Source organism: Streptacidiphilus cavernicola (genome assembly GCF_042510955.1).
In the GTDB taxonomy this organism is placed as follows: Bacteria; Actinomycetota; Actinomycetes; order Streptomycetales; family Streptomycetaceae; genus Streptacidiphilus; species Streptacidiphilus cavernicola.
This window is the reverse complement of sequence record NZ_JBHFAB010000012.1, coordinates 40,520-61,798: the sequence shown is the minus strand read 5'-3', so window position 1 is coordinate 61,798 and position 21,279 is coordinate 40,520. Positions and strand designations below refer to the sequence as shown.

Below are 21,279 nucleotides of genomic sequence, written 5' to 3'. Positions count from 1 at the left end.
CCTCGACAGGCGCATACTGCTGGTAATGACCAGAACCGCCGCGACCCGGCGCCACATGCCCACCAGTCCCTTCAAGGCACCTGCCGAACCCCCGACTCCCGAGGTCTTCACCGTCGGGGATCTGGTGACGGACGACCAGCACGGGCTCGGACGGATCATCGGAGTCGAGGGGGAGACCGCGGTCATGGTCGACTTCGGCTCCCGTCAGCTCCGCATCCCGACCCCCTTCAGCAAGCTCAGCAAACTCTGACGCACGGCTTGCGGTAGAACCCGGCCAGGCAGATCGCTGATGGCCGGGTTCGTCGTGCCCGGCCGACGGACAGCTCGGGTTTACCGTGCCCACACGCGCCGGCTGACATACTCCCCGGCGTGGGTGGGACGGTGTTGCTCAGGGTCGCGCGCGCGGCGGTGTTCGCCGGCGTGTCCCTTTCGCTGTCCGCGGGCGGCCAGTTGCTGGCCACCGGCGCGCCCCTGCCGGTCGCCACCGCGCTGTGGGCCGGGCTCGCGGTGTTCCTGCTGGCGCTGCTGCTGGCGGCCGAGGGCGAACGCGGCTACGCCAGGATCGCGGCGCTGCTGGTGCCGTTGGAGCTGGTCCTCAACGCCGCCTTCAACATCGGGCAGGCGAGCTGCGGTCCCGGCGTCCCGCCCGGCCGGGCCCTGAACGGGCTGCCCACCCTGCTGCTCTGCGGCGGGGGCGACCTGCACGGCCCCACCGCCTCCCCGGTCGGACCCGGGCTGCTGCACCTGTCGCTGCCGAACGCGCTCTCGGCCTGGCAGTTCGCCCTGCTGCTGGCCGTGCACCTGCTGGCGGCGCTGCTCGCCGCGCTGTGGCTGCGGCGCGGCGAGGCCGCGGTGTTCCGCACCCTGCGGACGGTCACGGTGCTGGCCGCGGTCGCGCTGGCGCCGCTGCGGGCGGTGCTGCTGGCGCTGCTGGTCCCGGTGGCGCGGACGCCCGGGATCTCGGCGCCCCCGGCACCGCGGCGGAGCCGACCGGGCCCCCAGGACGTACTGCTGCGCACCGCGCGGCGGCGTGGTCCGCCGCTGCTGCCTGGCATGCGCTAGGCAGCGCGCCTCTCCTTCTCACGTCCACGACGTCTCACGTCGACGACGTCTCATCGCTGCTGCCTGCGCGTGCCCGGAAGCACGTTCCCCGTACCTCTCCCGGAGCAGGAAGCGATGACAGCCATGCCTACGAAGAAGACCAACAGCAAGAAGACCAACAGCAGCTCGGCCCGCGACCGGGTCGCCGCCGCGCGGGAGCGCGAGCGCAGGACGGCCACCCGGCGCAGGAACGCGGTGATCGCGCTGACCGCGGCCGTCGTGGTGGCCGCGGGCGTCGGCGGCAGCATCGCGCTGGCCGACGGCGGCTCGTCCGCGAAGGCCACCGCGCCGAGCGCGGCGGTGACCGTCCCGGCGAACACCTCGGGCCCCGGCGGCACCGTGATCGTCTACGGGAAGGCCGACGCCCCGAACACCCTGGACGTCTACGAGGACTTCCGCTGCCCGATCTGCGACAAGCTGGAGCGGACCGACGGCGCGACCATCAGGCAGCTGGCCGACGACGGCACCTACAAGATCCAGTACCACATGGGCACCTTCCTGGACGACAACCTCGGCGGCTCGGGGTCGGTGACGGCGCTGGCCGCGGCCGGGGCCGCGCTCAACGAGAGCCCGGCGAAGTACGAGGCGTTCAGGACCGTCCTCTACGCCAACCAGCCGGACGAGCAGAACGACGGCTTCGCCAACACGGACACCCTGCTGGCGCTGGCGTCCAAGGTCCCGGGCCTGCGCAACGCCGCGTTCGACGCGGCGGTGCGGAACGGCACGTACAAGCCCTGGGCGGAGAAGGTCGGCGCGGCGTTCAGCAGCAGCGGGGTGACCGGGACGCCGACGGTGCTGCTCAACGGCACCACGCTGACCCTGTTCGACAACAGCGGCAACCCGGTCAGCCCGGCGCAGTTCGAGGCGCTGGTGCGGCAGACCGCGGCGGCCAAGAAGTGAGGGCGGGGCGGCGGTACGCCTGGCTGCTGGTGCTGGCCGGCGGGGTCGGGCTCGCGGCGGCGGTCACCCTGACCCTGGAGAAGATCCGGGTGCTGGAGAACCCGTCCTACGTCCCCAGCTGCAACATCAACCCGATCATCAGCTGCGGATCGGTGATGGGCACCCCGCAGGCGTCGGCCTTCGGCTTCCCCAACTCGCTGATCGGCGTGGCCGGCTTCGCCGTGGTGGTGACGATCGGCGTCGCGGCGCTGGGCGGGGCCCGGCTGCCGCGCTGGTTCTGGCTGGGCCTGCAGGCCGGGGTGCTGTTCGCGATCGGCTTCGTGCACTGGCTGATCTTCCAGACCCTCTACCGGATCGGCGCGGTCTGCCCGTACTGCATCGCGGTGTGGGCGGCGGTGATCCCGCTGTTCTGGTACACCACCCTGCGCAACCTCAGCCGCCGGGTGATCCCGCTCCCGGAATCCTGGCGACCCGGCCTGGCCGCGGTCGCCCGCTGGCACTGGGTCGTCCCGGCCTGCTGGTACCTGGCCATCGCGCTGATGGTGCTCAACCGCTTCTGGTACTACTGGCAGACGCTGCTCTGAGTTGGGCGGGTCCCGGTGCGAAGCCGCGGGGGCGGGGCGGTTAACCTGGCGCGTCGTTGGCGGTGCAGGGGAGGAAGCCGGGTCATGTCCGCTGGGTGGGCCGAGGTGCTGGGAGAGGTCGCCGCTACCGGGCGGCGGTTGCGGCGTGAGGAGTTGGAGCAGCTCCGGGCGGACGGGGACCGGGCCGCGGCGACCGGGCGGGGGCTGGCCGAGCTGATCGACGAGCAGTTGGCCGCGGCCGGTACGGTCTGGGCCGGGCGGACGGTGGAGGCCGCGTCGATGGCGGCGCTGCGGGCCGGGGTGGCCGCGGTGGCCGCCGGGCACGGGCGGGCCTACCGGCACCGGCTGCACCGGGAGGAGGCCTCGCGCCGGGAGTTCCTGGCCGACCTGCTGAGCAGCCGCAGCGACCTCGGCCGGCTGGCCGAGCACGCGGAGCGGTTCGGCCTCAACCTGGCCTGCGCGCATGTGGTCGCGGTGGCCGAGGGCGACGGCTACGACCTGGAGGACCCGCTGGTCCGCGGGGTGGAACGGCAGTTGCTGGGACGTTTCGGCGACCAGGAGGTGCTGCTCGCGGTGAAGCACGGGCGGCTGGTCTGCATCGTCCCCGGCGGCGCCGGCGAGACCCCCGCGGTGCAGGCGTTCGCGGCGCTGACGGAGGGGCGGCGGGTGGTGGTCGGCCGCCCGCACAGCGGGCCCGGCGGGGTGGTCCGCTCGTACGAGGAGGCCAGGACCGCGCTGGAGCAGGCGACCCGGCTGAATCTGGCCGGACGGCTGCTGCGGGCCGCGGACCTGCTGGTGCTGCCGGTGCTGCTGCGGGACCGGGACGCGTTGGAGGACCTGGTCCGCAGCGTGCTGGGGCCGCTGACCACGGCCAGGGGCGGGGCGAAGCCGCTGCTGGACACCCTGGCGGTGTACGCGGAGTCCCGGTACGTGGCGGCCGAGGCCGCGCGGCGGCTGGGGCTGAGCGTGCGGGCGCTGTCCTACCGGCTGGAGCGGATAGCGCAGTTGAGCGGGCTCGATCCGGACGACGCGTTGCAGCGGTACACCTTGGAGACGGCGGCGCTCGGGGCCCGGCTGCTGGGGTGGCCGGCCGAGGCCGGTCATCCGGGGTAGCGGCTGGTGAGCTGCTGCCAGCGGGTGTCCTGGGACGGGGTGCTCCGGCCGCGGAGGCGGGCGAGTTTGAGCAGGTTGGCCTCCGCGGCGCTGCCGAGGGTCTGCGCCTCGGCGAGGTAGTGGTCGTCGATCAGGGCCTCGATCTCGGCGTCGTCGAGGACCGGGTCGATCCGCGCCGCGAGCGCGGCCATGGTCCGGTACGAGCCCTGGAGCCGGAACGGCGGCTCGGTGCGGGCGGCGTCCTGCTGCGCGGCGGAGGCGATGTAGGCGCGGTTGACGATGAGCACGGTCCGCTGCACCCGGTGCAGCCGGGTGAGCACCGCGAGGATCCGGTCCAGGTCCGGCAGCGGGCGGCTGAGCTGGTCGGACTGGGCGGTCGGGTCGCCGGTGGCGATCCGCAGCAGCAGCCGCAGGTCGGCCGGGTCGCCGCCGACCAGCGGGGCCAGCACCGGGTTGGCGCCGAGCGCGTTCTCCAGGAAGCTCAGCGCGAACAGCTCGTCCCGGCCGGTGAGCACCTCGCCGAGGTTCCACACGTCGGCGCGGTTGGCGAGCATGTCGGGGATCTGGAACCGCTGCCCGCTGCTGGTGTAGGGGTTGCCGGAGAGGCAGACCGCGAAGCGCCGGCCGCGCAGGTCGAAGCTGTGGGCGGCGCCGTCGCTGACCGCCTCGATCCGGCGCTGGGCGTCGCACAGCGGGATGAACTTCTGCAGCAGCTCCGCCGAGACGTGCTGGATGTCGTCGAGGTGCAGCAGGACGTTGCTGCCCGCCCGCAGCGCGAAGACGATCTTCTCGACCTCGCGGGCGGCGGCGGCGTCCGGGGCGCGGCCCGGGTCGAGCGAGGTGGTGCCCGCGCCGAGGGCCGGGCCGTCGACGCGGACCATCAGCAGGCCGAGCCGGTCGGCGACGTACTCCAGCAGGGTGGTCTTGCCGTAGCCGGGCGGGGAGAGCAGCAGGAGCAGGCCGCTGCGGTCCGGGGTGCGGGAGTCGGCCGCGCCGAGCTGCTTGGCCAGGTTGTCGCCGAGCAGCGGGAGGTAGACCTGGTCGATCAGCTGGTTGCGGACGAAGCCGGCCAGCGGGCGCGGGCGGTACTCGTCCAGCCGGAGCCGGGTGCGCTCGGCACTGAGGGCGTCCGCGCGCTGTCGCTGGAAGGCGCGGTGGGCCGGGACCCGCTGTTCGCGGAACTGTGCTGCTCGATACGGGAGTTCGTCGATCCTGACGGTCAGTCGGCCGCCGTCCTCGATCCGGGGGTGGCTGCCGAGCAGGCCCTCGACCGTCTCGGCGAGCGGGGCGGTGAGGTCGTAGCGGGGCAGTGTCGGGGCGCAGAGCAGGGCGGTGGCCTCGGCGAGGTCCGCGGGCGGGGTGGTGGTGGCCTCGGCGTAGGCGGTGAGCCAGGCGGTGGCCAGCTGGTGCTGGGCGGCGAGGTCGCCGCCGAGCCCGGCCAGGTCGTCGGCGAGCTGTGAACTTCCCAGGGTGCGTTGGAACTTGTCGAGCAGGGTGCGGGCCGCGGTGCTGGTCGCGAAGCCGTCGGGGGCGGCGGCCAGCTCCTCCAGCAGGTACCCGCCCGCGGCGGTGCCCGCACCGGGGCCGGGGCCGCCGGTGAGCAGCGGGAGGCCGGCGGCCGCGGTGAACTCGGTGACGGCCTGCCGGAGTTCGGCGGCGAGCTGGTCCAGGGCCGGGGTCGGGCCGAAGGTGCTGCGGGCCAGGGCCAGTGAGCGGGCGCGGCGGCGCCACCTGTCCCTGGCCGCCTCGTGCGCGCCGTGGGCCCAGAACAGCTGGGCGGCGGCCCGCTCGGCGGCCGGGTAGCGCAGCAGCCCGGCGCCGGCCCGCAGCCGCAGCAGCGCGTCCAGGATCAGCGCCGCGTCCTGGTCGTGCACCCCCCGCTCGTAGCCCTCGTCGTACGCCCCTTCCGCCGCGTGGCGGACCGCACTGATCAGCGAATGGTCAAGCTCCTTGTCCAAAAGCGACGTCGCCAGGTACTCCCCCCGGTACAGCTCGGGTGATTCGCTGACCAGCGGCTGGGTCCAGAACTCCCGCCCGGCCAGCAGACCGGCGTCGGTCGCGGCGCGGCGGTAGCCGGTGCCGGTGACGGAGAAGGCCAACCCGCCGTCGCCGTCCGGGAGCAGGGTCAGCTCCAGCGGCTCGCGGCGGACCGCGAACCGGTGCCGTCCCAGCCGGACGGTCGCGCCGCCGTCGTCGGAGAGCTCGGCCCGGTCCCGCAGCGCCCGGACCGCGGTCTGAGCGGCGGCGGTGAGGCCGTCCTCCAGCTCGGCCGCGCGCACCGGGTCCGCGAGCGCGCGCAGCTCCGCCGCGGCGGCGCGGACCCGGACCGCCATCGGGTCGGCGGCCAGCGCGGTGTGCACCTCCTCCGGGGCGCGCAGCCCGGCCAGCCGCCGGGCCAGCGCGGTCAGCGCGCGCGCCGCCGACACCGCCAGCCGGTCGGCGCGGGCCGCGGCCTGGTCCAGCAGCGCCTGCCGCCGGGCCGCGAAGACCTGCTGCACCTCCTCCCGACGGACCGTCAACTGCTCGGCCAGGTCCTCGGCTTCGGCGAAGCGGGCGTCCAGGCCGTCCAGCCGCAGCAGCAGCCGGGCCAGCTGGTCGTCGGCCGCGGCCGGGGTGTCCGCGGCGGCCAGCGCCGCGGTCGTGGCCTGGGCCAGCAGCGCGGACTCGGCGGCGAACCCGGCCCGGTGCTCGCTGTCCAGCAGCGTCCTGCGGCGTCCCTCCAGCACCGCGCGGGCCCGGTTGACCGCGGCCAGCACCTCGCCGATGTTCAGCAGCACCGCCGTCGCGGCGGCGGTGGCGCCCGGGTCCTCGGGTTCGGCGTCGTCCGACTGCGCGCCGGTGACCAGGTCGGTGACCCCGGACAGGGCCTCGGCCTGCTCGGCCAGGCGCTCGGCGAGCCGGGTCGCCTCGGCCGCGGTGCCGACCGCCGCCGCCTCGTCGGCGGCGGCCCTGGCCGCGGCCAGCGGACGGGCGAAGGCGTCCGCCTCCGGATCGGCCAGGAAGGCCAGCGCGCGCCGGGTGGCCGAGCCCAACTCCTCGGCCAGGGAAGCCTCCACGGCCTCCAGTGCAGCCAGGTCGACCCGCGGCAGTTCGCGCAGCAGCCGGGTCCGGCCCTGGGCCCGGCGCAGCTCGGTGAGCAGCGCGGTCCAGGCGTCGGCGTCGCCGCGGGTCTCCCCCTGCGAGCGGCGGAGCAGCGAGGCGGCCTGCTCCCCGGCCTCGGCCACGGCGTCGGCCGCCCGCGCGGTGAGCGCGCCGATCCGGGCCTGCTCGGCCCCCACCTGTTCGGCCGCGGCCCGCAGTTCGGCCAGCGGTTGCAGCAGCGGCGCGGGCAGGTCCGGGTCCTCCGGCCAGGAGTCGCCCAGCCAGTGGTGCCGGTCGGCGGCCTTGGCGCAGGCGTCGAGCAGCACCCCGGCGTCCGGGTCGGCCGCCCCGGCCAGCCGGACCACGTCCAGGCAGTCGGCGATGCCGCGGACCAGGTCGGCGTTGCCGATCCGGGCCAGCGGGCCGGTGCCGACCGGCTGTTCGGCGGCGAACTCGGCGCTGCTGAACGGGGTGCGCCAGAGCTGGACCTCGTGCCCGCGGACCGGCTCGCCGGCCGGCTTGAGCAGCACCAGCGCGCCGTCCGCGAGCAGCGCGTGCCCGGCCCCGTAGAGCGGGGCGGCGGCCTCCCGGCGCAGGGTGTTCCAGGGCAGCAGCAGCACCTGCGACCGGCCGGGCCGGCGCAGCACGTAGAGCAGGTCCTCGCCGTTGGGCGCGGCCACCACCGCGTCGAATCGCAGCCCGGCGGTGTCGGTGCGGAAACCGCGGTGGGTGCCGTCGGCCAGCTCGTAGCCGCCGGGGAAGATCAGCCCCTGCTCGGCGGGCAGCAGCCGGCAGCCCTGGGCCAGCGCGTCGCGCCGACGCACGCCCCCGGTACGGGTGTTGACGACCAGGTAGCGGTCCTCCGGCTCGTTGTAGGGCCGGATCCGGAGCAGCAGCAACGGCGCCAGCGGGGCGTAGGCGACCGCCGCGTCGGCGAGGCTCTGCAGCGGCTCGTCCACCGGCTCCCGGTGCAGCAGCCGCCCGTCCGCCGCGCGGACGGTGAGGCTGCCGCCGGTGGTGGCGACCGAGACGCCGGAGTCGCCGACGGCCACCCGCTCGTCCCGGTGCTGCTCACGGCCGGTGGGAATCCAGTCCAGCTGCTCGAAGGCCGGGGGCCGGGGCAGGTCGCGCTCGCCGTAGGCGTCCAGGTACTCGACCCGGTCGTCGGTCACCTGCCAGCGCAGGACCCGCAGGTCCTCCCCGGCCGGGTCGGTGGCGAAGACCGCGAGCAGCCGCCCGGCCGGGGTCCGGCAGAGGTCGACCAGCCGGGCGTCGCGGAAGTAGCGCAGCAGCTCGGCCAGGTCGTGCCGGAACCGGTCGTCGTCCAGCAGCCCCGGGGCCTCGGCCGGGCCGCCGTCCGGGGCGTGCAGCGACAGCATGCCGTCGGCCAGGGTCGGCGCGGACGTCCCCAGCAGCAGCACGCCGGGGCGGACCGGCACCACCCCGCAGGCCACCGCCTCGCCCCGGGTCCGCAGCCGGGCGGACCCGGACAGCTCCAGGGCCGGGGCGCCGAAGACCTCCTGCCGCCGGGCGTTCAGCGCCGCGACCCGCCGCCCCAACTCGGCGGCCCGGTCGGCGAGCCGTGCCCGCAGTACCTGGTAGGTGCCGTCCTCGACGCCCATGGCTTGTTCCGACTCCTCGCGCTGTGTCGATCAGGAAACTGCTACTGGGCGTTGCCGTTGAGCACCGGCGGGACCACGGCGGCGACCGCCGCGTCCGCCCCGTCGCCCAGCAGCTTCTGCAGCGCCAGCAGGTTCAGCGGGCCGCCCTTGCCGAGCGCGGCCAGCACCTCGGTGGCGTCGGTGGTGAAACTCTTCTGCCCGCTCAGCCACTCCGCGCCGAGCGCCTTCAGGGTGTCCGAGCTCTCCACCGCCCCGTCGATGCCCCGGCCGAAGGACACCGCGTTGACCATCCGGTCCAGGAACACGCTGTCGCCGCCGACGATGTCGATGGTCGCGCTCTCCAGCCCGGCCGCGAGCACCGAGGCCTGCGCCTCGGCGACCTGGCGCTGGACGTCGAGACCGGCCATCCGGATCTCCTTCTCCGCGGCCAGCCGCAGCCGGAACTCCTCGTGCTGGCGCGACACCTCGTCCAGCGCGGCCATCGCCGCCGCCTTCTCCTTGAGCCCGGCCGCCTCGCCGAGCAGCCGCTCCCTGATCCCCGCGGCGTCGGCCAGCGCCTTGCTCTCGGCCACCGCCGCCTCGGCCATGCCGACCTTCTCGACCCCCTGCGCCTTCTGCAGCATCCCCTCGGCCTCGGCTTCGAGCCGGACCCTGATGCCGACCGCGTCGGCCTGCGCCTGACGCTCCGACACCTCGGCCGCGGCCAGCCCGGCGGCGCCCGCGGTGGCCCGCGCGCCCTCGGCGATCCGGATCGCGGCGGAGGCCTCCATCTCGGCCCGCTGCTGCGCCGCCTCGGCCAGCACCAGCTGCTCCTTGGCGTGGAAGTGCGCGGACTTCTCCGCGGCCTCGGCCGCCCTGGTGTCCTTGAGCAACGCCTCCTGCGCCTCCGCCTCGGCCGCGATGACCACGGCGTCCCTGGTCCGCTCGGCCTCCTGGACCACCCGGACCCGCTTGATCTCCTCCTCCTGCTCGGCCACCGTCCGGTCCACCGCGACCCGTTCGCGGACCACCTCGGCCACGGCCCGGCGCTCGACCTCCAGCTGCTTGTCCTTCCCGGCCCGGGACAGCTCGACCTCGCGTTCCCGGTTGACCACCTCCAGCAGCCGGTCCTTCTCGATCCGCTCGGTCTCGATGGCGATCACCCGCTCGCGGTTCTTCTCCGCCACCGCGATCTCCCGGGCCTGGTTCTCCCGCTGGACGCCGAGCAGTTCCTCGGTGCGCAGCATCGCGCTGTGCGCCTTGAGCCGCTCCTCCTCCTGCACCTGCGAGGTGGTCGAGTCCTCCTTGGCCCGCAGCGTCTCGACCTCGCGGCGCTGCCGGATCTCCGCCTCGGAGCGGCGGCGCTCCAGCTCCAGGACGGCCTCGCGGGCGTCCACGTTCTGCCGGGTGATCTCCTTCTCCTCGTTGCGCTGGAAGTCGTTGGTGCGGATGTGCTCCAGCGCGGTGAGTTCGGTGATCTTGCGGATGCCCTGGGCGTCCAGGATGTTCGCCGGGTCGAGCTGGACCAGCGGGGTCTGCTCCAGGTGGTCGATCGCCGCGTCCTCCAGGTGGTAGCCGTTGAGGTCGGTGCCGATCGCGCCGATGATCCGGTCCCGGAACTCCTCGCGCTTGGTGTAGAGGTCGACGAAGTCCAGCTGCTTGCCGACGGTGCGCAGCGCCTCGGCGAACTTGGCGGCGAACAGGTTCTGCATCGTCTCCTGGTGACTGGCCCGGTCGGTGCCGATGGCCTGGGCGACCTTGATGACGTCCTCGGCGGTCTTGTTGACCCGGACGAAGAAGGTGATCTGGATGTCGGCCCGGATGTTGTCCTGGCAGATCATGCCCTCGCGGCCGGTGCGGGAGATCTCGATGGTCTTCACCGAGATGTCCATCACCTCGGCGCGGTGCATCATCGGCAGCACCATCGCGCCGGTGAAGGTCACGTCGACCCGCTTGGGCTTGGAGACGATCAGGGCCTGACCCTGCGTCACCTTGCGGAACAGGCGGCCGAAGAGCAGCACCGTGCCCAGGCCGATGAGCAGGAGGACGGCGACGAGCACGCCGATTCCGATGGTGACAACAGACATGACTGGTCCTTCTCCGGACTGGATGTGTTTGAGTCAGCTGGACAGGGCCGGGAGGTCCGGGATCACCCGGAAGAACTCGCCCTCGTCGTCGTAGTCGTAGATCAGCGCGAACGCGCCCTTGGTGAGGACCCGGCCGGTCCCGGACGCCTCCTCGGCGGTCTGCCGGACCTGGACCACCGCGGCGGAGCCGTCCGCCGAGCGGACTTCGGCCTGGCCGAAGTCCGGGCCGACCCGGCCGGTGCGGATCACGCAGCCGAGGCCGACGAAGTCGCGCCGGGACGGCGGCGGGCCGGGGTCCGGCGTGAGCCGCCGCAGCGGCCACGCCAGCAGGCGGGTCCCCAGCCAGCCGACCGCGAGTGCCGCGGGCAGCAGGGCTCCCCCGAACCTGCCGTCCAGCAGCACCGCCCCGAGCAGGGAGCAGAACCAGGACAGGGCGACCAGCAGCGAGACCCCCACCGTCACCGGCACCCCGCCGAACCCCAGCAACCGCGGCCCCCCGTGCCCGGCCCGGCCTCCCCCGTGGAGTCGAGCCGCGCCCCCGTCCCCCCTGCCCCCGTGCCCGGCGGCACCCCCGAGCCCGCCGTGCCCCAGGGCACCCCCGTGACCCTGGACCCCCTGCCCGGCGGCACCCCCGTGGCCCGGGACCCCGTGGCCGGCGCCACGACCCCCCTGGCCACCCCCGTGGCCGTGACCACCCCCCTGGCCGTGGCCGTCCCCGTGGCCGTGACCACCCCCGTGCCCCCCGTGACCGCCGCCGCCATGGCCACCGCCCCCGTGGTGCACCCCCACGCCGCCGACCAGCACCAACCCCCAGTACCCGACGACCACCACGAGCGCGCAGCTGAACACCCCGGTGGGGAACCCCGTCACCACCCCCACGAACCCGCCCACGGCGTGTCACTCCGCCCCCTGCAGCGACCGGCACGGACCCTCTCGGCCGTACCTGGCCGAGGGACAGACTGGCAGGGCCGGAACCCGCCCCGCACTGCATGATCCCGGCAGTCTTGACACGTCCTTAACATCCGGATCCCGGCACCCACCGGAACCGGTACCAACCCTTCCGGCCAGCGGTTTCAAGCCACCAACCTCAGGCCACCCCCCGCGGCCGGAACTGCACACTGATCCGAGGCCCCACCGCCCGAGCCGTCTTCGGCACCGCGTGGTCCCAGGTCCGCTGACAGGACCCGCCCATCACCACCAGATCCCCGTGCCCCAACGCCAGCCGCACCACCGCGGCACCCCCACCCCGCGGCCTCAGCGCCAGCACCCGCGGCTCGCCGACCGAGACGATGGCGACCATGGTGTCCCGCTCCGCCCCGCGCCCGAACCGGTCGCCGTGCCAGGCCACGCTGTCCCGGCCGTCCCGGTAGTAGCAGAGCCCGGTGGTGCGGAACGGCTCACCCAACTCGGGCCCGTAGTGCGCGCTCAGCGCCTCCCGGGCCCGGCCCAGCAGCGGGTGCGGCAGCACCGCCCCCTCGCTGTAGTGGGCCAGCAGCCGCGGCACGCCGACCACCCGCTCGTACATCTCGCGCCGCTCCTCGCGCCACGGCGCGTGCTCCGCCAGGTGTTCGAACACCTCGTCCGGCCGCGGCAGCCAGCAGCGCAGCACCTCGACCCAGGCCCCGTCCGCCAACTCGGTCCGCCGCGCCCGCGCCAGCCCGCCGAAACGCCCACCACCGGCCCCACCGGAAAACAGCGAACCCTGGAACACCACCGTCATGGGTCCCAGGGTACGCCCAAGTTCGAATACTCGTTCGAATTTACTTCACAGTGTCGAAGAAGGCCCGCACATCCGCCACGAACAGCTCCGGCTGCTCCAGCGCGAGGAAGTTGCCGCCGCGCTCCAGCTCGCTCCAGTAGGTGACGTTGTGGTCCCGCTCCGCGAACTTCCGGATCGCCACGTCGGTGCTCAGCGCGACGGCGACACCCGTCGGCACCGTGCCGCGCGGCTTGGGCGCCCACGCGCTCGCGTCGTGGCCGGACTCGTAGTAGAGGTTGGCCGAGGAGCCGGCCGTGCCGGTGAACCAGTAGACGCTGATGTTGGCGAGCAGCCGGTCCCGGCCGACCGCGTCCTCCGGCAGGTCCGCGGTCTCGTCGGTCCACTCCTTGAACTTCTCGGCGATCCAGGCGGCCTGGCCGACCGGAGAGTCGTTCAGCCCGAAGGCGACGGTGTGCGGGCGGGTGGACTGGATCGCGTTGAAGCCCATCTTGTCCTCGCGGAAGGCTTCGAGCCGGGCCAGCCGCCCCTGCTCGGCCTCGGTCAGACCCTCGAACTCGGCCGGGTCGCCGGACGGGAAGGTGATCAGGCCGTTGACATGGATGCCGATCACCCGGTCCGGCGCCTGCCGGCCCATGTCCGCGGCGATCCAGGCCCCGCCGCCGGTGCCCTGGACGCCGTAGCGGTCGTAGCCGAGCCGGTCCATCAGCTCCACGAACGCGCCCGCGATGCGACCGGTGTTCCAGCCGGCCTCCTGCATCGGGCCGGAGAATCCGGTGCCGGGAGTGGAGGTCACCACCACGTGGAAGTCCTGCGACAACGGCCGGATCACCTCGGCGAACTGGACCACCGAGCACGGCCAGTCGTGCACCAGCAGCAGCGGCACGGCGTCCGGGTTCTCCGAGCGCACGTGCAGGAAGTGCACGTTCTGGCCGTCGATCTCCGTGGTGAACTGCGGGTACTCGTTCAGCTCGATCTCGGCCTTGCGCCAGTCGAAGCCGTCGGCCCAGTAGTCCGCCAGGCCCTTCAGGTAGTCGTTCGGCACGCCGCGGCTCCAGCCGGTGCCGGGGACCTGGCTGCCCCAGCGGGTCCGGACCAGGCGGTCACGCAGGTCGTCCAGCTCTGCCTGCGGGATGTCGATCCGGAACGGGTGGATCCTGGCGTCGGTGCTCGCGCTGTTCTTCGTGTGCTCCATATCTCAGACTGTAGGGTGCATATAGGCAGGTTTGGTTCCTAATAGGACGACAGGCGACAGCCCATGTTGGACACTTCAGCGCGACTGCTGCGCCTCCTCTCGTTACTCCAGACGCCCAGGGAATGGCCCGGCTCCGAGCTGGCCGAACGGCTCGGGGTGAGCGGGCGGACGGTCCGCAAGGACATCGACCGACTGCGCGAATTGGGCTATCCGGTGGACGCGACCCGGGGCTCGACCGGGGGCTACCGGCTGGGCGCGGGGGCCGCGATGCCGCCGCTGCTGCTGGAGGTCGAGGAGGCGGTCGCGGTGGTGATCGCGCTGCACACCGCCGTCCAGGGCGCCGTCCCGGGCACCGAGGAGACGCTGCTGCAGGCGCTGGCGAAGCTCAAGGAGGTGCTGCCGGCCCCGATGCGCCGCCGGGCCGGGGCGCTGCAGGCGTACACCGTCCCGGTGCCGGTGGACCAGGCCGGGCCCACCGTCACCGCCGAGCTGCTGAGCACGCTGGCCGCCGCCTGCCGGGACCGGGAGCGGCTGCGCTTCGACTACCGCGGACACGACGGGACGCCGAACCGCCGTGAGGTCGAGCCGTACCGGGCGGTGAACTGGGGGCAGCGCTGGTACCTGGTCGGCTGGGACGTGGACCGCGCGGACTGGCGCACCTTCCGGGCCGACCGGATCGAGCCCCGGCTCCCGGCCGGACCCCGCTTCGAGCCGCGCGACTTCCCGCACGGGGACGTCGCCGCGTACGTCTCCCGGCAGGTGGCCGGGGCGGCCTGGCGCTACCGGGCCCGGGTGACCGTGCACGCCTCGGCGGAGGAGGTGACCGACCGGATCAACCCGGCCGTGGGCACGGTGGAGCCGGTGGACCCGGACACCTGCGTGCTGGACACCGGCGCGGACACGGTGGAGACGCTGGGCGTCTACCTGGGCATGCTGGGCCTGGACTTCGACGTGGACCACCCTCCGGAGCTGGTCGCCCACCTGCGCGAGCTGTCGCTCCGCTACGGCCGCGCGGCGCCGCCCGCGACTACGGGTTGATCGCCAGGAAGACGAACGCCGCGAGCAGCACCAGGTGCACCCCGCCCTGCAGCCGGGTGGCCCGGCCGGGGACCACGGTGAGGATGCTGACCATGACGGTCAGCGCCAGCAGCACCAGCTGGGTGGAGCCGAGCCCCAGCAGCAGCGGCCCGTCCAGCCAGATCGAGGCCACCGCGATGGCCGGGATGGTGAGCCCGATGCTGGCCATCGCCGAGCCGTAGGCCAGGTTCAGGCTGATCTGCATCTGCTGCCGCCGCGCAGTGCGGGCCGCGGCCAGCGTCTCCGGGGCGAGCACCAGCAGCGCGATCACCACGCCGACGAAGGAGGGCGGGGCGCCGACCGAGTGGACCACGTCCTCGATGGTGTGCGACTCCACCTTGGCCAGGCCGACCACGTCGATCAGCGCCACCATCAGCAAGCCCAGGCTGACCAGGGCGGCCGAGGTGGAGGCGGGCGGCGCGTGCTCCTCACCGGCGGGGCCGCCCTCGACCGGCAGGAAGAAGTCGCGGTGCCGCCCGGTCTGCATCAGCACGAACATCGTGTAGAGCGCCAGCGAGGCCAGCGCCGCGAAGGTGAGCTGGCTGCCGGAGAAGCGCGGCCCCTTGGCGCTGGTGGTGAAGGTCGGCAGCACCAGCGCCAGCGCGCTGAGGGTGGCCACCGTCGCCAGCGCGGCCCCGCTGCCCTCCGGGTTGAACAGCGCGACGCCGTGCCGGATCGACCCGAGCAGCAGCGAGATCCCGACGATGCCGTTGGTGGTGATCATCACGGCGGCGAAGACGGTGTCCCTGGCCAGCGAGGCGGTCCCGGAGTCGCCGGAGACCATCAGGGTGACGATCAGCGCCACCTCGATCACCGTCACCGCGACCGCGAGCACCAGCGACCCGAACGGCTCGCCGACCCGGTGCGCCACCACCTCGGCGTGGTGCACCGCGGCCAGCACCGCCGCGATCAGCACCACCGCCACCACCCCGGCCACCCAGGGCCCGACGTGCCGTCCGAAGGTCAGCCCCAGCACCACCAGCGCGACCGTCGGCGCGACCACCGTCCAGGACAGCAGCGGGGAGCGGCGGCGCGGGGCTTCTGACATGTGATCACCCTGGCACAGCCGCCCCGGCACTCCCGGCAAGGCGTTAGGGAGTCGCTAAGATCCATGACGATTCCTTAGCACTGGCCCTATTTGTCCGATTAATCGTAGGACGTGGGGAGCCACCATGGCTCTCAGGCGCAGCGGCGCCGCCCCCTGCGGATCGGACTCGTCATGGAACTGCCGGAAACCCTGGGCTACCGGGTGAAGAAGCGCCTGCTCGGCAAACCCCTGGTCACCGAGCAGCTGAGCCACGAGAAGCTCTCCAACCCGGTCGCCCTCGGCGTCCTCGCCTCCGACTGCATCTCCTCCTCGGCCTACGGGTCCGAGGCGATGCTGACGATCCTGATCCCGGTGATCGGCATCGCCGCGTTCACCCTGCTGCTGCCGGTCACCCTGGCCATCCTCTGCGTGCTGACCCTGCTCACGCTCTCCTACCGGGACGTGGTGACGGCCTACACCCGGGCCGGCGGCTCCTACGTCGTCGCCCGGGAGAACTTCGGGCCCAACGTGGCCCAGGTCGCCGCGGTGGCGCTGCTGATCGACTACATCGTCACGGTGGCGGTGCAGACCGCCGCGGGCACCACCGCGCTGCTGTCGCTGGTGCACCTGCTCGGCGGCGACGCCTACAACTGGGTGGACTCCTACCAGCTGCCGATCTCGCTGGCCGTGGTGGCGCTGCTGTGCTGGGGCAACCTGCGCGGCATCCGCGAGGCGGGCAAGGCGTTCGCCGCGCCCGCGTACCTGTTCATGGCCGGCATGGCGCTGCTGTTCGTGGTCTCCGGCATCCGGCTGCTGCTGGGCGACCTGCCGCACGCGAACGTGCACGCCGGCGGCGCGCTGGCGCTGGGCGGCGCGGGCGACCACAGCAGCCTGCTGATGGGCGCCTCGGTGTTCCTGGTGCTGAAGGCCTTCGCCAACGGCGGCACCTCGCTGACCGGCCTGGAGGCGATCTCCAACGGGGTCAGCGCGTTCCGCAACCCGCAGGGGCCGAACGCCAGGAAGACCCTGGTGGCGATGTCGGTCACGCTGGGCACCCTGGTGCTCGGGGTGTCCGGTCTTGCCTACCTGACCCACTCCATCCCGTTCAGCACCGGCAACCCCAGCGTGCTGTCCCAGGAGGCCAACCTGGTCTTCGGCAGCAGCTGGTTCGGCCAGGCCGGGCTGGTCTTCCTGCAGCTGGCCACCGCGCTGATCCTCTACACCGGCGCCAACACCTCGTTCAACGGCTTCCCGTTCCTGGCCAGCTTCGTGGCCGAGGACTCGTTCCTGCCGCGGCAGCTGACCCGGCGCGGGCACCGGCTGGCCTTCTCGTCCGGCATCCTCACCCTGACCGGTGTCTCGGCCGCGCTGCTGATCGGCACCGACGCCAAGCTGGACAGCCTGCTCGGGCTGTACGCGATCGGCGTCTTCACCGGCTTCTTCATGGCCGGGACCGGCCTGGTCAAGCACCACTGGACCCGGCGCGAGCGGGGTCGCACCGCCAAGCTGGTGATCAACGCGCTGGCGGCGACGGTCTCCCTGGGCATCGTGCTGACCTTCGCGGTCACCAAGTTCACCGAGGGCGCCTGGCTGGTGGTGGTGCTCTTCCCGATCGGGGTCTGGGCGCTGATCCGGGTCAACCGCCGCTACCGCGAGGAGGCCGCGGCCCTGGCCGCCGCCCCGGCCGACACCACCAGCCCGCGCCACCGCCGCCAGGTGATGTACATCCTGGTGGACCGGGTCGACCTGGCCGCGCTCAAGGCGATCCGCTACGCCCGCTCGATGCGCCCGCAGGAGATCCGCGCGGTGCACTTCATGATCGACAGCCGGGAGGCCGAGAAGCTGGCCGCGCAGTGGACCGACGCCGAGGTGGGCGACCTGCCGCTGGAGATCGTCCAGTGCCCGGACCGCAGGATCACCCGCTCGCTGCTGGAGCTGATCCACCGCAGCACCTCGGAGCAGCGCAGCCAGATCACCCTGCTGATCCCGGAGCGCAATTACTCGCCGATCCTCGGCCGGCTGCTGCACCGCCGGACCGCCGACCACATCGCCCGCGCGGTCGGGAAGCTGCCCAACGTGGTGGCGACCATCGTGCCGTTCGACGTGGTCGAGGCGCACGAGGAGCTGGAGGAGGCGGAGGCGGCCGGGGTGCGGCTCACCCACGCGGGCCGCTGACGCCCGCCCCGGCACGCGTCCGGGCCCGGCAGCCTGCGCGGCTGCCGGGCCCGGACGGGGTGGAGGGATCAGCGCGCCTCGCGCACCACGACCGTGTCGTCGGCCAGCACGTTCGGCTGCGGGTGGGTGAACAGGTGCGCCCCGGCCGCGACCACGCCGCCGACCAGCGGGGCCACGATGAACAGCCAGACCTGCGACATCGCCGGGCCGCCGGCGAAGATGGCCGGGCCGAGGCTCCGGGCCGGGTTGACGCTGGTGCCGGTGAGCGGGATGCCGACCAGGTGGATGACGGCCAGCGCGATGCCGATCGGCAGTCCGTCGAAGCCGGTCACCGCGATCCGGTGGGTCACCGCGAGCACCACGAACACCAGCAGGAAGGTCAGCAGCACCTCGGCCAGGAACGCGCCGCCCAGGTTGATGTGGGTCTGGGAGCGGCTGCCCCAGCCGTTGCTGCCCATCTTCCCGTGGGTGACCAGGCCCGGGATCTGCTTGGCCATCAGGAACACCAGCGCGGCGCCGGCGATGCCGCCCAGGAACTGCGCCACCCAGTAGCCGACGGCGGTCTGCACGGTGATCCGCTTGGCCACCAGGAAGCCCAGGGTCACCGCCGGGTTCACGTGGCAGCCGGAGATCGGCCCCAGTGAGTAGGCGAGGGCCAGCAGGACGAATCCGAAGGCCAGGGCGACGCCCAGGTCACCGATCCAGGTGCCCGCGAGCACCGCGGCCCCCACTCCGAACAGGACCAGCAGCAGCGTTCCCAGGAACTCGCTGATCACCGCGCGCCTGTCTACGTCCTCCATGGCCTTTCCTTCCGTCGCGGGTCGTTGGGCGGCTGACGACCCGCGCCTGCCACCGCTTTCCCACGCTGGACCCGGGTCCGCGGGGGCGCACGCCGGGCTGCTCCATTAGGGACGCGGGCCCCCGGGGCGCCGCCGGGGCCTACTTCACGGTGAGGGTGCCGTGCATGAACTGGTGGATGGTGCAGATGTAGGGGTAACTCCCGGGCGTGCTCGGCGCGGTGAAGGTGGCGGTGGCGCCCGGGGCGATGGTGCCGGTGTCGAAGGCCTTGTTCCCGGTCGCGGTGAGCGTGTGCGCGGTGGAGTCCTTGTTGACCACGGTCAGCTTCTGGCCGGGCTTGACGGTCAGGGCGTCCGGGGCGAACGCGAAGTTGTGGATCACCACCTCCGTTCCCGACCCGGTGGCGGTGGCGGCGCTGCTCACCGCGGCGGCGGCGCTGCTGGCGGCCGAGGTCACCGTCGTGCTGAGCTGGTTGCTGGTGCTGCCCCCGCTGGAGCACGCGGACAGCGGCAGCAGGAGCAGGCCGAGCAGCAGCGGGAGAAGGCGACGGGATCGGAACACGGACGGCCTCGGATTCCTCGGATTCGGACAGGATGTCCCGCCAGTCGATCCCCGCTCCCCCCGCTCCGCAACTCGACCGGCCCGCCGCCCGCCGTCGCCCGCCGCCGCCCCGCACGGTCGTGCCCGATGAGCGGCCGGGCACCGGCTCGGGCATCCTGAGGGCATGCCGCGTGACCCGGAGCTCGCCCCCGAGGTCTTCGACCAGGCGGTGGTCATGATCGCGCTCACGGTCGGACCTGAGCAGCGCCTGGCCTACCTCAACGAGGCGTTCCGCCGCCTCTTCGGCGACCGCCCGCTCGGCGTCCCGGTCCGGGAGGCCTTCGCGGACGAGGAGTCCGACGCCTTCTTCGACCTGCTCGACCAGGTCTACACGGACGGCCGGGCCCGCCAGGCGACCGCCCCGCACGCGGCGAAGCGGCTCGGCGAGCAGGACGAGCGCCACCTCCTCTACAGCGCCTCGCCGGTGCACTCCCGGTACGGCCGCGGCGTCCTGGTCGCGCTGATCGACGCCACCGCCGAGATCAGCGCCACCCGGCGGGCCGAGCTGCTCTCGGAACAGCGGCTGCAGACGCTGCGCCGCTACCAGGCGCTGGTCTCCGCGGTCTCGCAGATGGTGTGGGTGGCCAGGCCGGACGGGACGATGAGCGAGCTGGTGCCGGGCTGGGAGCGGTTCACCGGGCAGCCCTGGAGCACCTCGATGGACCGGGGCTGGCTGGACGTGGTGCACCCGCAGGACGCGGACCACCTGGTCGAGGCCTGGGAGCGGGCCACCGCGGCCGAGGAGATGTTCGAGGCCGTGTTCCGGATCCGCGCCGCGAACGGCGAGTACCGCCATGTGGAGAGCCGGGCCGTGCCGGTGATGCACGAGGGCCAGCCGGTGGAGTGGGTCGGCGCCACCGCCGACATCGAGGACCGCTGGCGCAGCCGGCTGCGCGAGGACCTGCTGGCCCGCGCCGTCGCCGTCACCAGCACCTCGCGGATGGACGACGCCTTCGCCGCGATGGCCGCCGTGGTCGTCCCCGACCTGGCCGACGCCTGTGCGATCTTCCTGATCACCAACCCCGGCAAGGGCATCGGCGGCCGGGTCACCGCCACCCGGGTCGCCGCGGTCACCCGTCCGGGACTGCCGCCGCTGCCGCCGATGCTGCGTCAGGAGTACCTGCTGGGGCCGCAGGCGCTGCAGACCGTCGGCCGGCGCACCCCGATGCTGCTGGCCTTCGAGCCGGAGTCGCCGCCGCACAGCGTGGTCCCCACCGTCTCGGCCGGCTGGCTCGGCCGGACCCAGGCCACCGCGCTCACCCTGGTGCCGATCGTGATCGACGGCCGGGTGGTGGCGCTGGCGGCGGCGGCCGTCTGCGAGACCCGACCGCGCCCGGACCAGGCGTACATCACGCTGCTGCACGAGGTGCTGCAACTGGCGCAGGTGCCGCTGAGCCAGTCGCTGGAGCTGCAGCGGGCCCGCCAGGTCGCGCTGTCGCTCCAGCGCGCGCTGCTGGCCAGCACCCCGGACGTGCCCGGGGCCGACCTCGCCGCCCGCTACCAGCCGAGCAGCCGCACCGCCGAGGTCGGCGGGGACTGGTACGACGCCTTCCTGCTGCCGGACCGGTCGCTCGCGCTGACCATCGGCGACGTGGCCGGGCACGACCTGGCCGCCGCCACCGGGATGGGCCAGCTGCGCAGCATGCTCCGCGGCATCGCCTACAGCCACGCCGACCGGCACACCCCGGCCGAGATCCTGTCCGAGCTGGACGTCGCCGCCACCGGCCTGGACGTCGCCGACTTCGCCACCGCGATCCAGCTGCACCTGGTGCCGGAATCCGGCGGCTGGGCGCTGAGCTGGTCGAACGCCGGGCACCCGCCGCCGCTGCTGCTGCCGGTCGAGGGGCCTCCGCTGCTGCTCGGCGACGGCGAGGCCGACCTGCCGCTGTGCGTCGACCCGAGCGGGAAGCGGACCACCCACCGGCACCGGATCGGGCCCGGGGACACCCTGCTGCTGTTCACCGACGGGCTGGTGGAGATCCCCGGCGAGCACCTGGCCCAGGGCCTGGAGCGGCTGGCCGGGGAGGCGGCGGCGGGACGCGGCCTGCCGGTCGCCGACCTGTGCACCGACCTGCTGGTGCACCTGCCCGACGGCCGGGACGACATCGCCGTGCTCGCCTTCCGGCCGCACCCGGCGGACCCGCCCCCGGCATGACCGAGGCCGCCGGCCCTGGAAGTCCAGGACCGGCGGCCGGGGTCACCCGCTGGCGAACGTACGGCCGT

General features: G+C 73.7%; 16 protein-coding genes. 8 read left to right on the top strand and 8 right to left on the bottom strand.

All coding sequences use genetic code 11. The features are described from left to right. Positions 1-25 precede the first annotated feature (25 nt). The 5 genes from ACEZDE_RS17435 (at position 26) to ACEZDE_RS17415 (ending at position 3,698) form a co-directional block, all read left to right on the top strand. A complete protein-coding gene (locus ACEZDE_RS17435; RefSeq protein ID WP_380537205.1) occupies positions 26-250 on the top strand; it encodes a hypothetical protein in 225 nt (74 codons plus the stop codon). Between the two features lie 119 nt (positions 251-369). Then, the gene (locus tag ACEZDE_RS17430) at positions 370-1,062 is read left to right on the top strand and encodes a hypothetical protein (RefSeq protein WP_380537204.1); all 693 of its coding nucleotides are present in this window, start codon (positions 370-372) and stop codon (positions 1,060-1,062) included. Positions 1,063-1,185: 123 nt separating this feature from the next. Next, positions 1,186-2,001 (top strand): thioredoxin domain-containing protein, encoded by an 816-nt coding sequence (locus tag ACEZDE_RS17425; protein ID WP_380537203.1) that lies wholly within the window; start codon positions 1,186-1,188, stop codon positions 1,999-2,001. Next, positions 1,998-2,585 carry a vitamin K epoxide reductase family protein gene (locus tag ACEZDE_RS17420; RefSeq protein WP_380537202.1) on the top strand — a complete coding sequence of 196 codons (588 nt, stop codon included), beginning with the start codon at positions 1,998-2,000 and terminating at the stop codon, positions 2,583-2,585. The genes ACEZDE_RS17425 and ACEZDE_RS17420 overlap by 4 nt, the downstream gene beginning before the upstream one ends. Positions 2,586-2,669: 84 nt before the next feature. Beyond that, positions 2,670-3,698: a PucR family transcriptional regulator gene (locus tag ACEZDE_RS17415; protein ID WP_380537201.1), complete on the top strand. Its 1,029-nt coding sequence runs from the start codon at positions 2,670-2,672 to the stop codon at positions 3,696-3,698. Here the strand turns inward: ACEZDE_RS17415 and ACEZDE_RS17410 are convergent. The 5 genes from ACEZDE_RS17410 to ACEZDE_RS17390 form a co-directional block, all read right to left on the bottom strand. After that, a complete protein-coding gene (locus ACEZDE_RS17410) occupies positions 3,686-8,401 on the bottom strand; it encodes a DNA repair ATPase (RefSeq protein WP_380537200.1) in 4,716 nt (1,571 codons plus the stop codon). The two genes, ACEZDE_RS17415 and ACEZDE_RS17410, sit on opposite strands and share 13 nt — an antisense overlap. 41 nt (positions 8,402-8,442) lie before the next feature. Then, positions 8,443-10,467 (bottom strand): SPFH domain-containing protein, encoded by a 2,025-nt coding sequence (locus tag ACEZDE_RS17405; RefSeq protein ID WP_380537199.1) that lies wholly within the window; start codon positions 10,465-10,467, stop codon positions 8,443-8,445. 33 nt (positions 10,468-10,500) lie between these two features. Further along, a complete protein-coding gene (locus tag ACEZDE_RS17400) occupies positions 10,501-10,935 on the bottom strand; it encodes a hypothetical protein (RefSeq protein ID WP_380537198.1) in 435 nt (144 codons plus the stop codon). 619 nt (positions 10,936-11,554) lie between these two features. Next, positions 11,555-12,187, bottom strand: coding sequence for an alpha-ketoglutarate-dependent dioxygenase AlkB (locus ACEZDE_RS17395; protein WP_380537197.1), 633 nt, complete (start codon positions 12,185-12,187; stop codon positions 11,555-11,557). A gap of 40 nt (positions 12,188-12,227) precedes the next feature. Next, the gene (locus tag ACEZDE_RS17390; RefSeq protein WP_380537196.1) at positions 12,228-13,379 is read right to left on the bottom strand and encodes an epoxide hydrolase family protein; all 1,152 of its coding nucleotides are present in this window, start codon (positions 13,377-13,379) and stop codon (positions 12,228-12,230) included. Positions 13,380-13,442: 63 nt separating this feature from the next. Here ACEZDE_RS17390 and ACEZDE_RS17385 point away from each other — a divergent pair, with 63 nt between their 5' ends. Next, positions 13,443-14,417, top strand: coding sequence for a helix-turn-helix transcriptional regulator (locus ACEZDE_RS17385; protein ID WP_380537195.1), 975 nt, complete (start codon positions 13,443-13,445; stop codon positions 14,415-14,417). On the opposite strand, the gene ACEZDE_RS17380 is transcribed toward ACEZDE_RS17385, so the two are convergent. Next, on the bottom strand, positions 14,407-15,504 hold the full coding sequence (locus ACEZDE_RS17380; protein WP_380537194.1) for a calcium:proton antiporter: 1,098 nt from the start codon (positions 15,502-15,504) through the stop codon (positions 14,407-14,409). The genes ACEZDE_RS17385 and ACEZDE_RS17380 overlap by 11 nt on opposite strands. A 171-nt stretch (positions 15,505-15,675) precedes the next feature. On the opposite strand from ACEZDE_RS17380, the gene ACEZDE_RS17375 reads away from it, so the two are divergent. After that, positions 15,676-17,658, top strand: a complete 1,983-nt coding sequence (locus ACEZDE_RS17375) for an APC family permease (RefSeq protein ID WP_380537193.1) — start codon at positions 15,676-15,678, stop codon at positions 17,656-17,658. Positions 17,659-17,726: 68 nt separating this feature from the next. On the opposite strand, the gene ACEZDE_RS17370 is transcribed toward ACEZDE_RS17375, so the two are convergent. Then, entirely contained in the window at positions 17,727-18,458 is a 732-nt protein-coding gene (locus tag ACEZDE_RS17370) for an MIP family channel protein (RefSeq protein ID WP_380537192.1), read from the bottom strand. A gap of 139 nt (positions 18,459-18,597) precedes the next feature. After that, positions 18,598-19,017, bottom strand: a complete 420-nt coding sequence (locus tag ACEZDE_RS17365) for a cupredoxin domain-containing protein (RefSeq protein WP_380537191.1) — start codon at positions 19,015-19,017, stop codon at positions 18,598-18,600. Positions 19,018-19,180: 163 nt separating this feature from the next. On the opposite strand from ACEZDE_RS17365, the gene ACEZDE_RS17360 reads away from it, so the two are divergent. Continuing rightward, positions 19,181-21,211 carry a SpoIIE family protein phosphatase gene (locus tag ACEZDE_RS17360; protein ID WP_380537190.1) on the top strand — a complete coding sequence of 677 codons (2,031 nt, stop codon included), beginning with the start codon at positions 19,181-19,183 and terminating at the stop codon, positions 21,209-21,211. Positions 21,212-21,279 lie beyond the last annotated feature (68 nt).

Bases quoted from the DNA above. Each gene is read 5' to 3' on its own strand.
- ACEZDE_RS17370 (WP_380537192.1), bottom strand. From the start codon at position 18,458: ATGGAGGACGTAGACAGGCGCGCGGTGATCAGCGAGTTCCTGGGAACG.
- ACEZDE_RS17415 (WP_380537201.1), top strand. From the start codon at position 2,670: ATGTCCGCTGGGTGGGCCGAGGTGCTGGGAGAGGTCGCCGCTACCGGG.
- ACEZDE_RS17405 (WP_380537199.1), bottom strand. From the start codon at position 10,467: ATGTCTGTTGTCACCATCGGAATCGGCGTGCTCGTCGCCGTCCTCCTG.
- ACEZDE_RS17425 (WP_380537203.1), top strand. From the start codon at position 1,186: ATGCCTACGAAGAAGACCAACAGCAAGAAGACCAACAGCAGCTCGGCC.
- ACEZDE_RS17435 (WP_380537205.1), top strand. From the start codon at position 26: ATGACCAGAACCGCCGCGACCCGGCGCCACATGCCCACCAGTCCCTTC.
- ACEZDE_RS17385 (WP_380537195.1), top strand. From the start codon at position 13,443: ATGTTGGACACTTCAGCGCGACTGCTGCGCCTCCTCTCGTTACTCCAG.
- ACEZDE_RS17390 (WP_380537196.1), bottom strand. From the start codon at position 13,379: ATGGAGCACACGAAGAACAGCGCGAGCACCGACGCCAGGATCCACCCG.
- ACEZDE_RS17395 (WP_380537197.1), bottom strand. From the start codon at position 12,187: ATGACGGTGGTGTTCCAGGGTTCGCTGTTTTCCGGTGGGGCCGGTGGT.
- ACEZDE_RS17410 (WP_380537200.1), bottom strand. From the start codon at position 8,401: ATGGGCGTCGAGGACGGCACCTACCAGGTACTGCGGGCACGGCTCGCC.
- ACEZDE_RS17360 (WP_380537190.1), top strand. From the start codon at position 19,181: ATGCCGCGTGACCCGGAGCTCGCCCCCGAGGTCTTCGACCAGGCGGTG.
- ACEZDE_RS17380 (WP_380537194.1), bottom strand. From the start codon at position 15,504: ATGTCAGAAGCCCCGCGCCGCCGCTCCCCGCTGCTGTCCTGGACGGTG.
- ACEZDE_RS17375 (WP_380537193.1), top strand. From the start codon at position 15,676: ATGGAACTGCCGGAAACCCTGGGCTACCGGGTGAAGAAGCGCCTGCTC.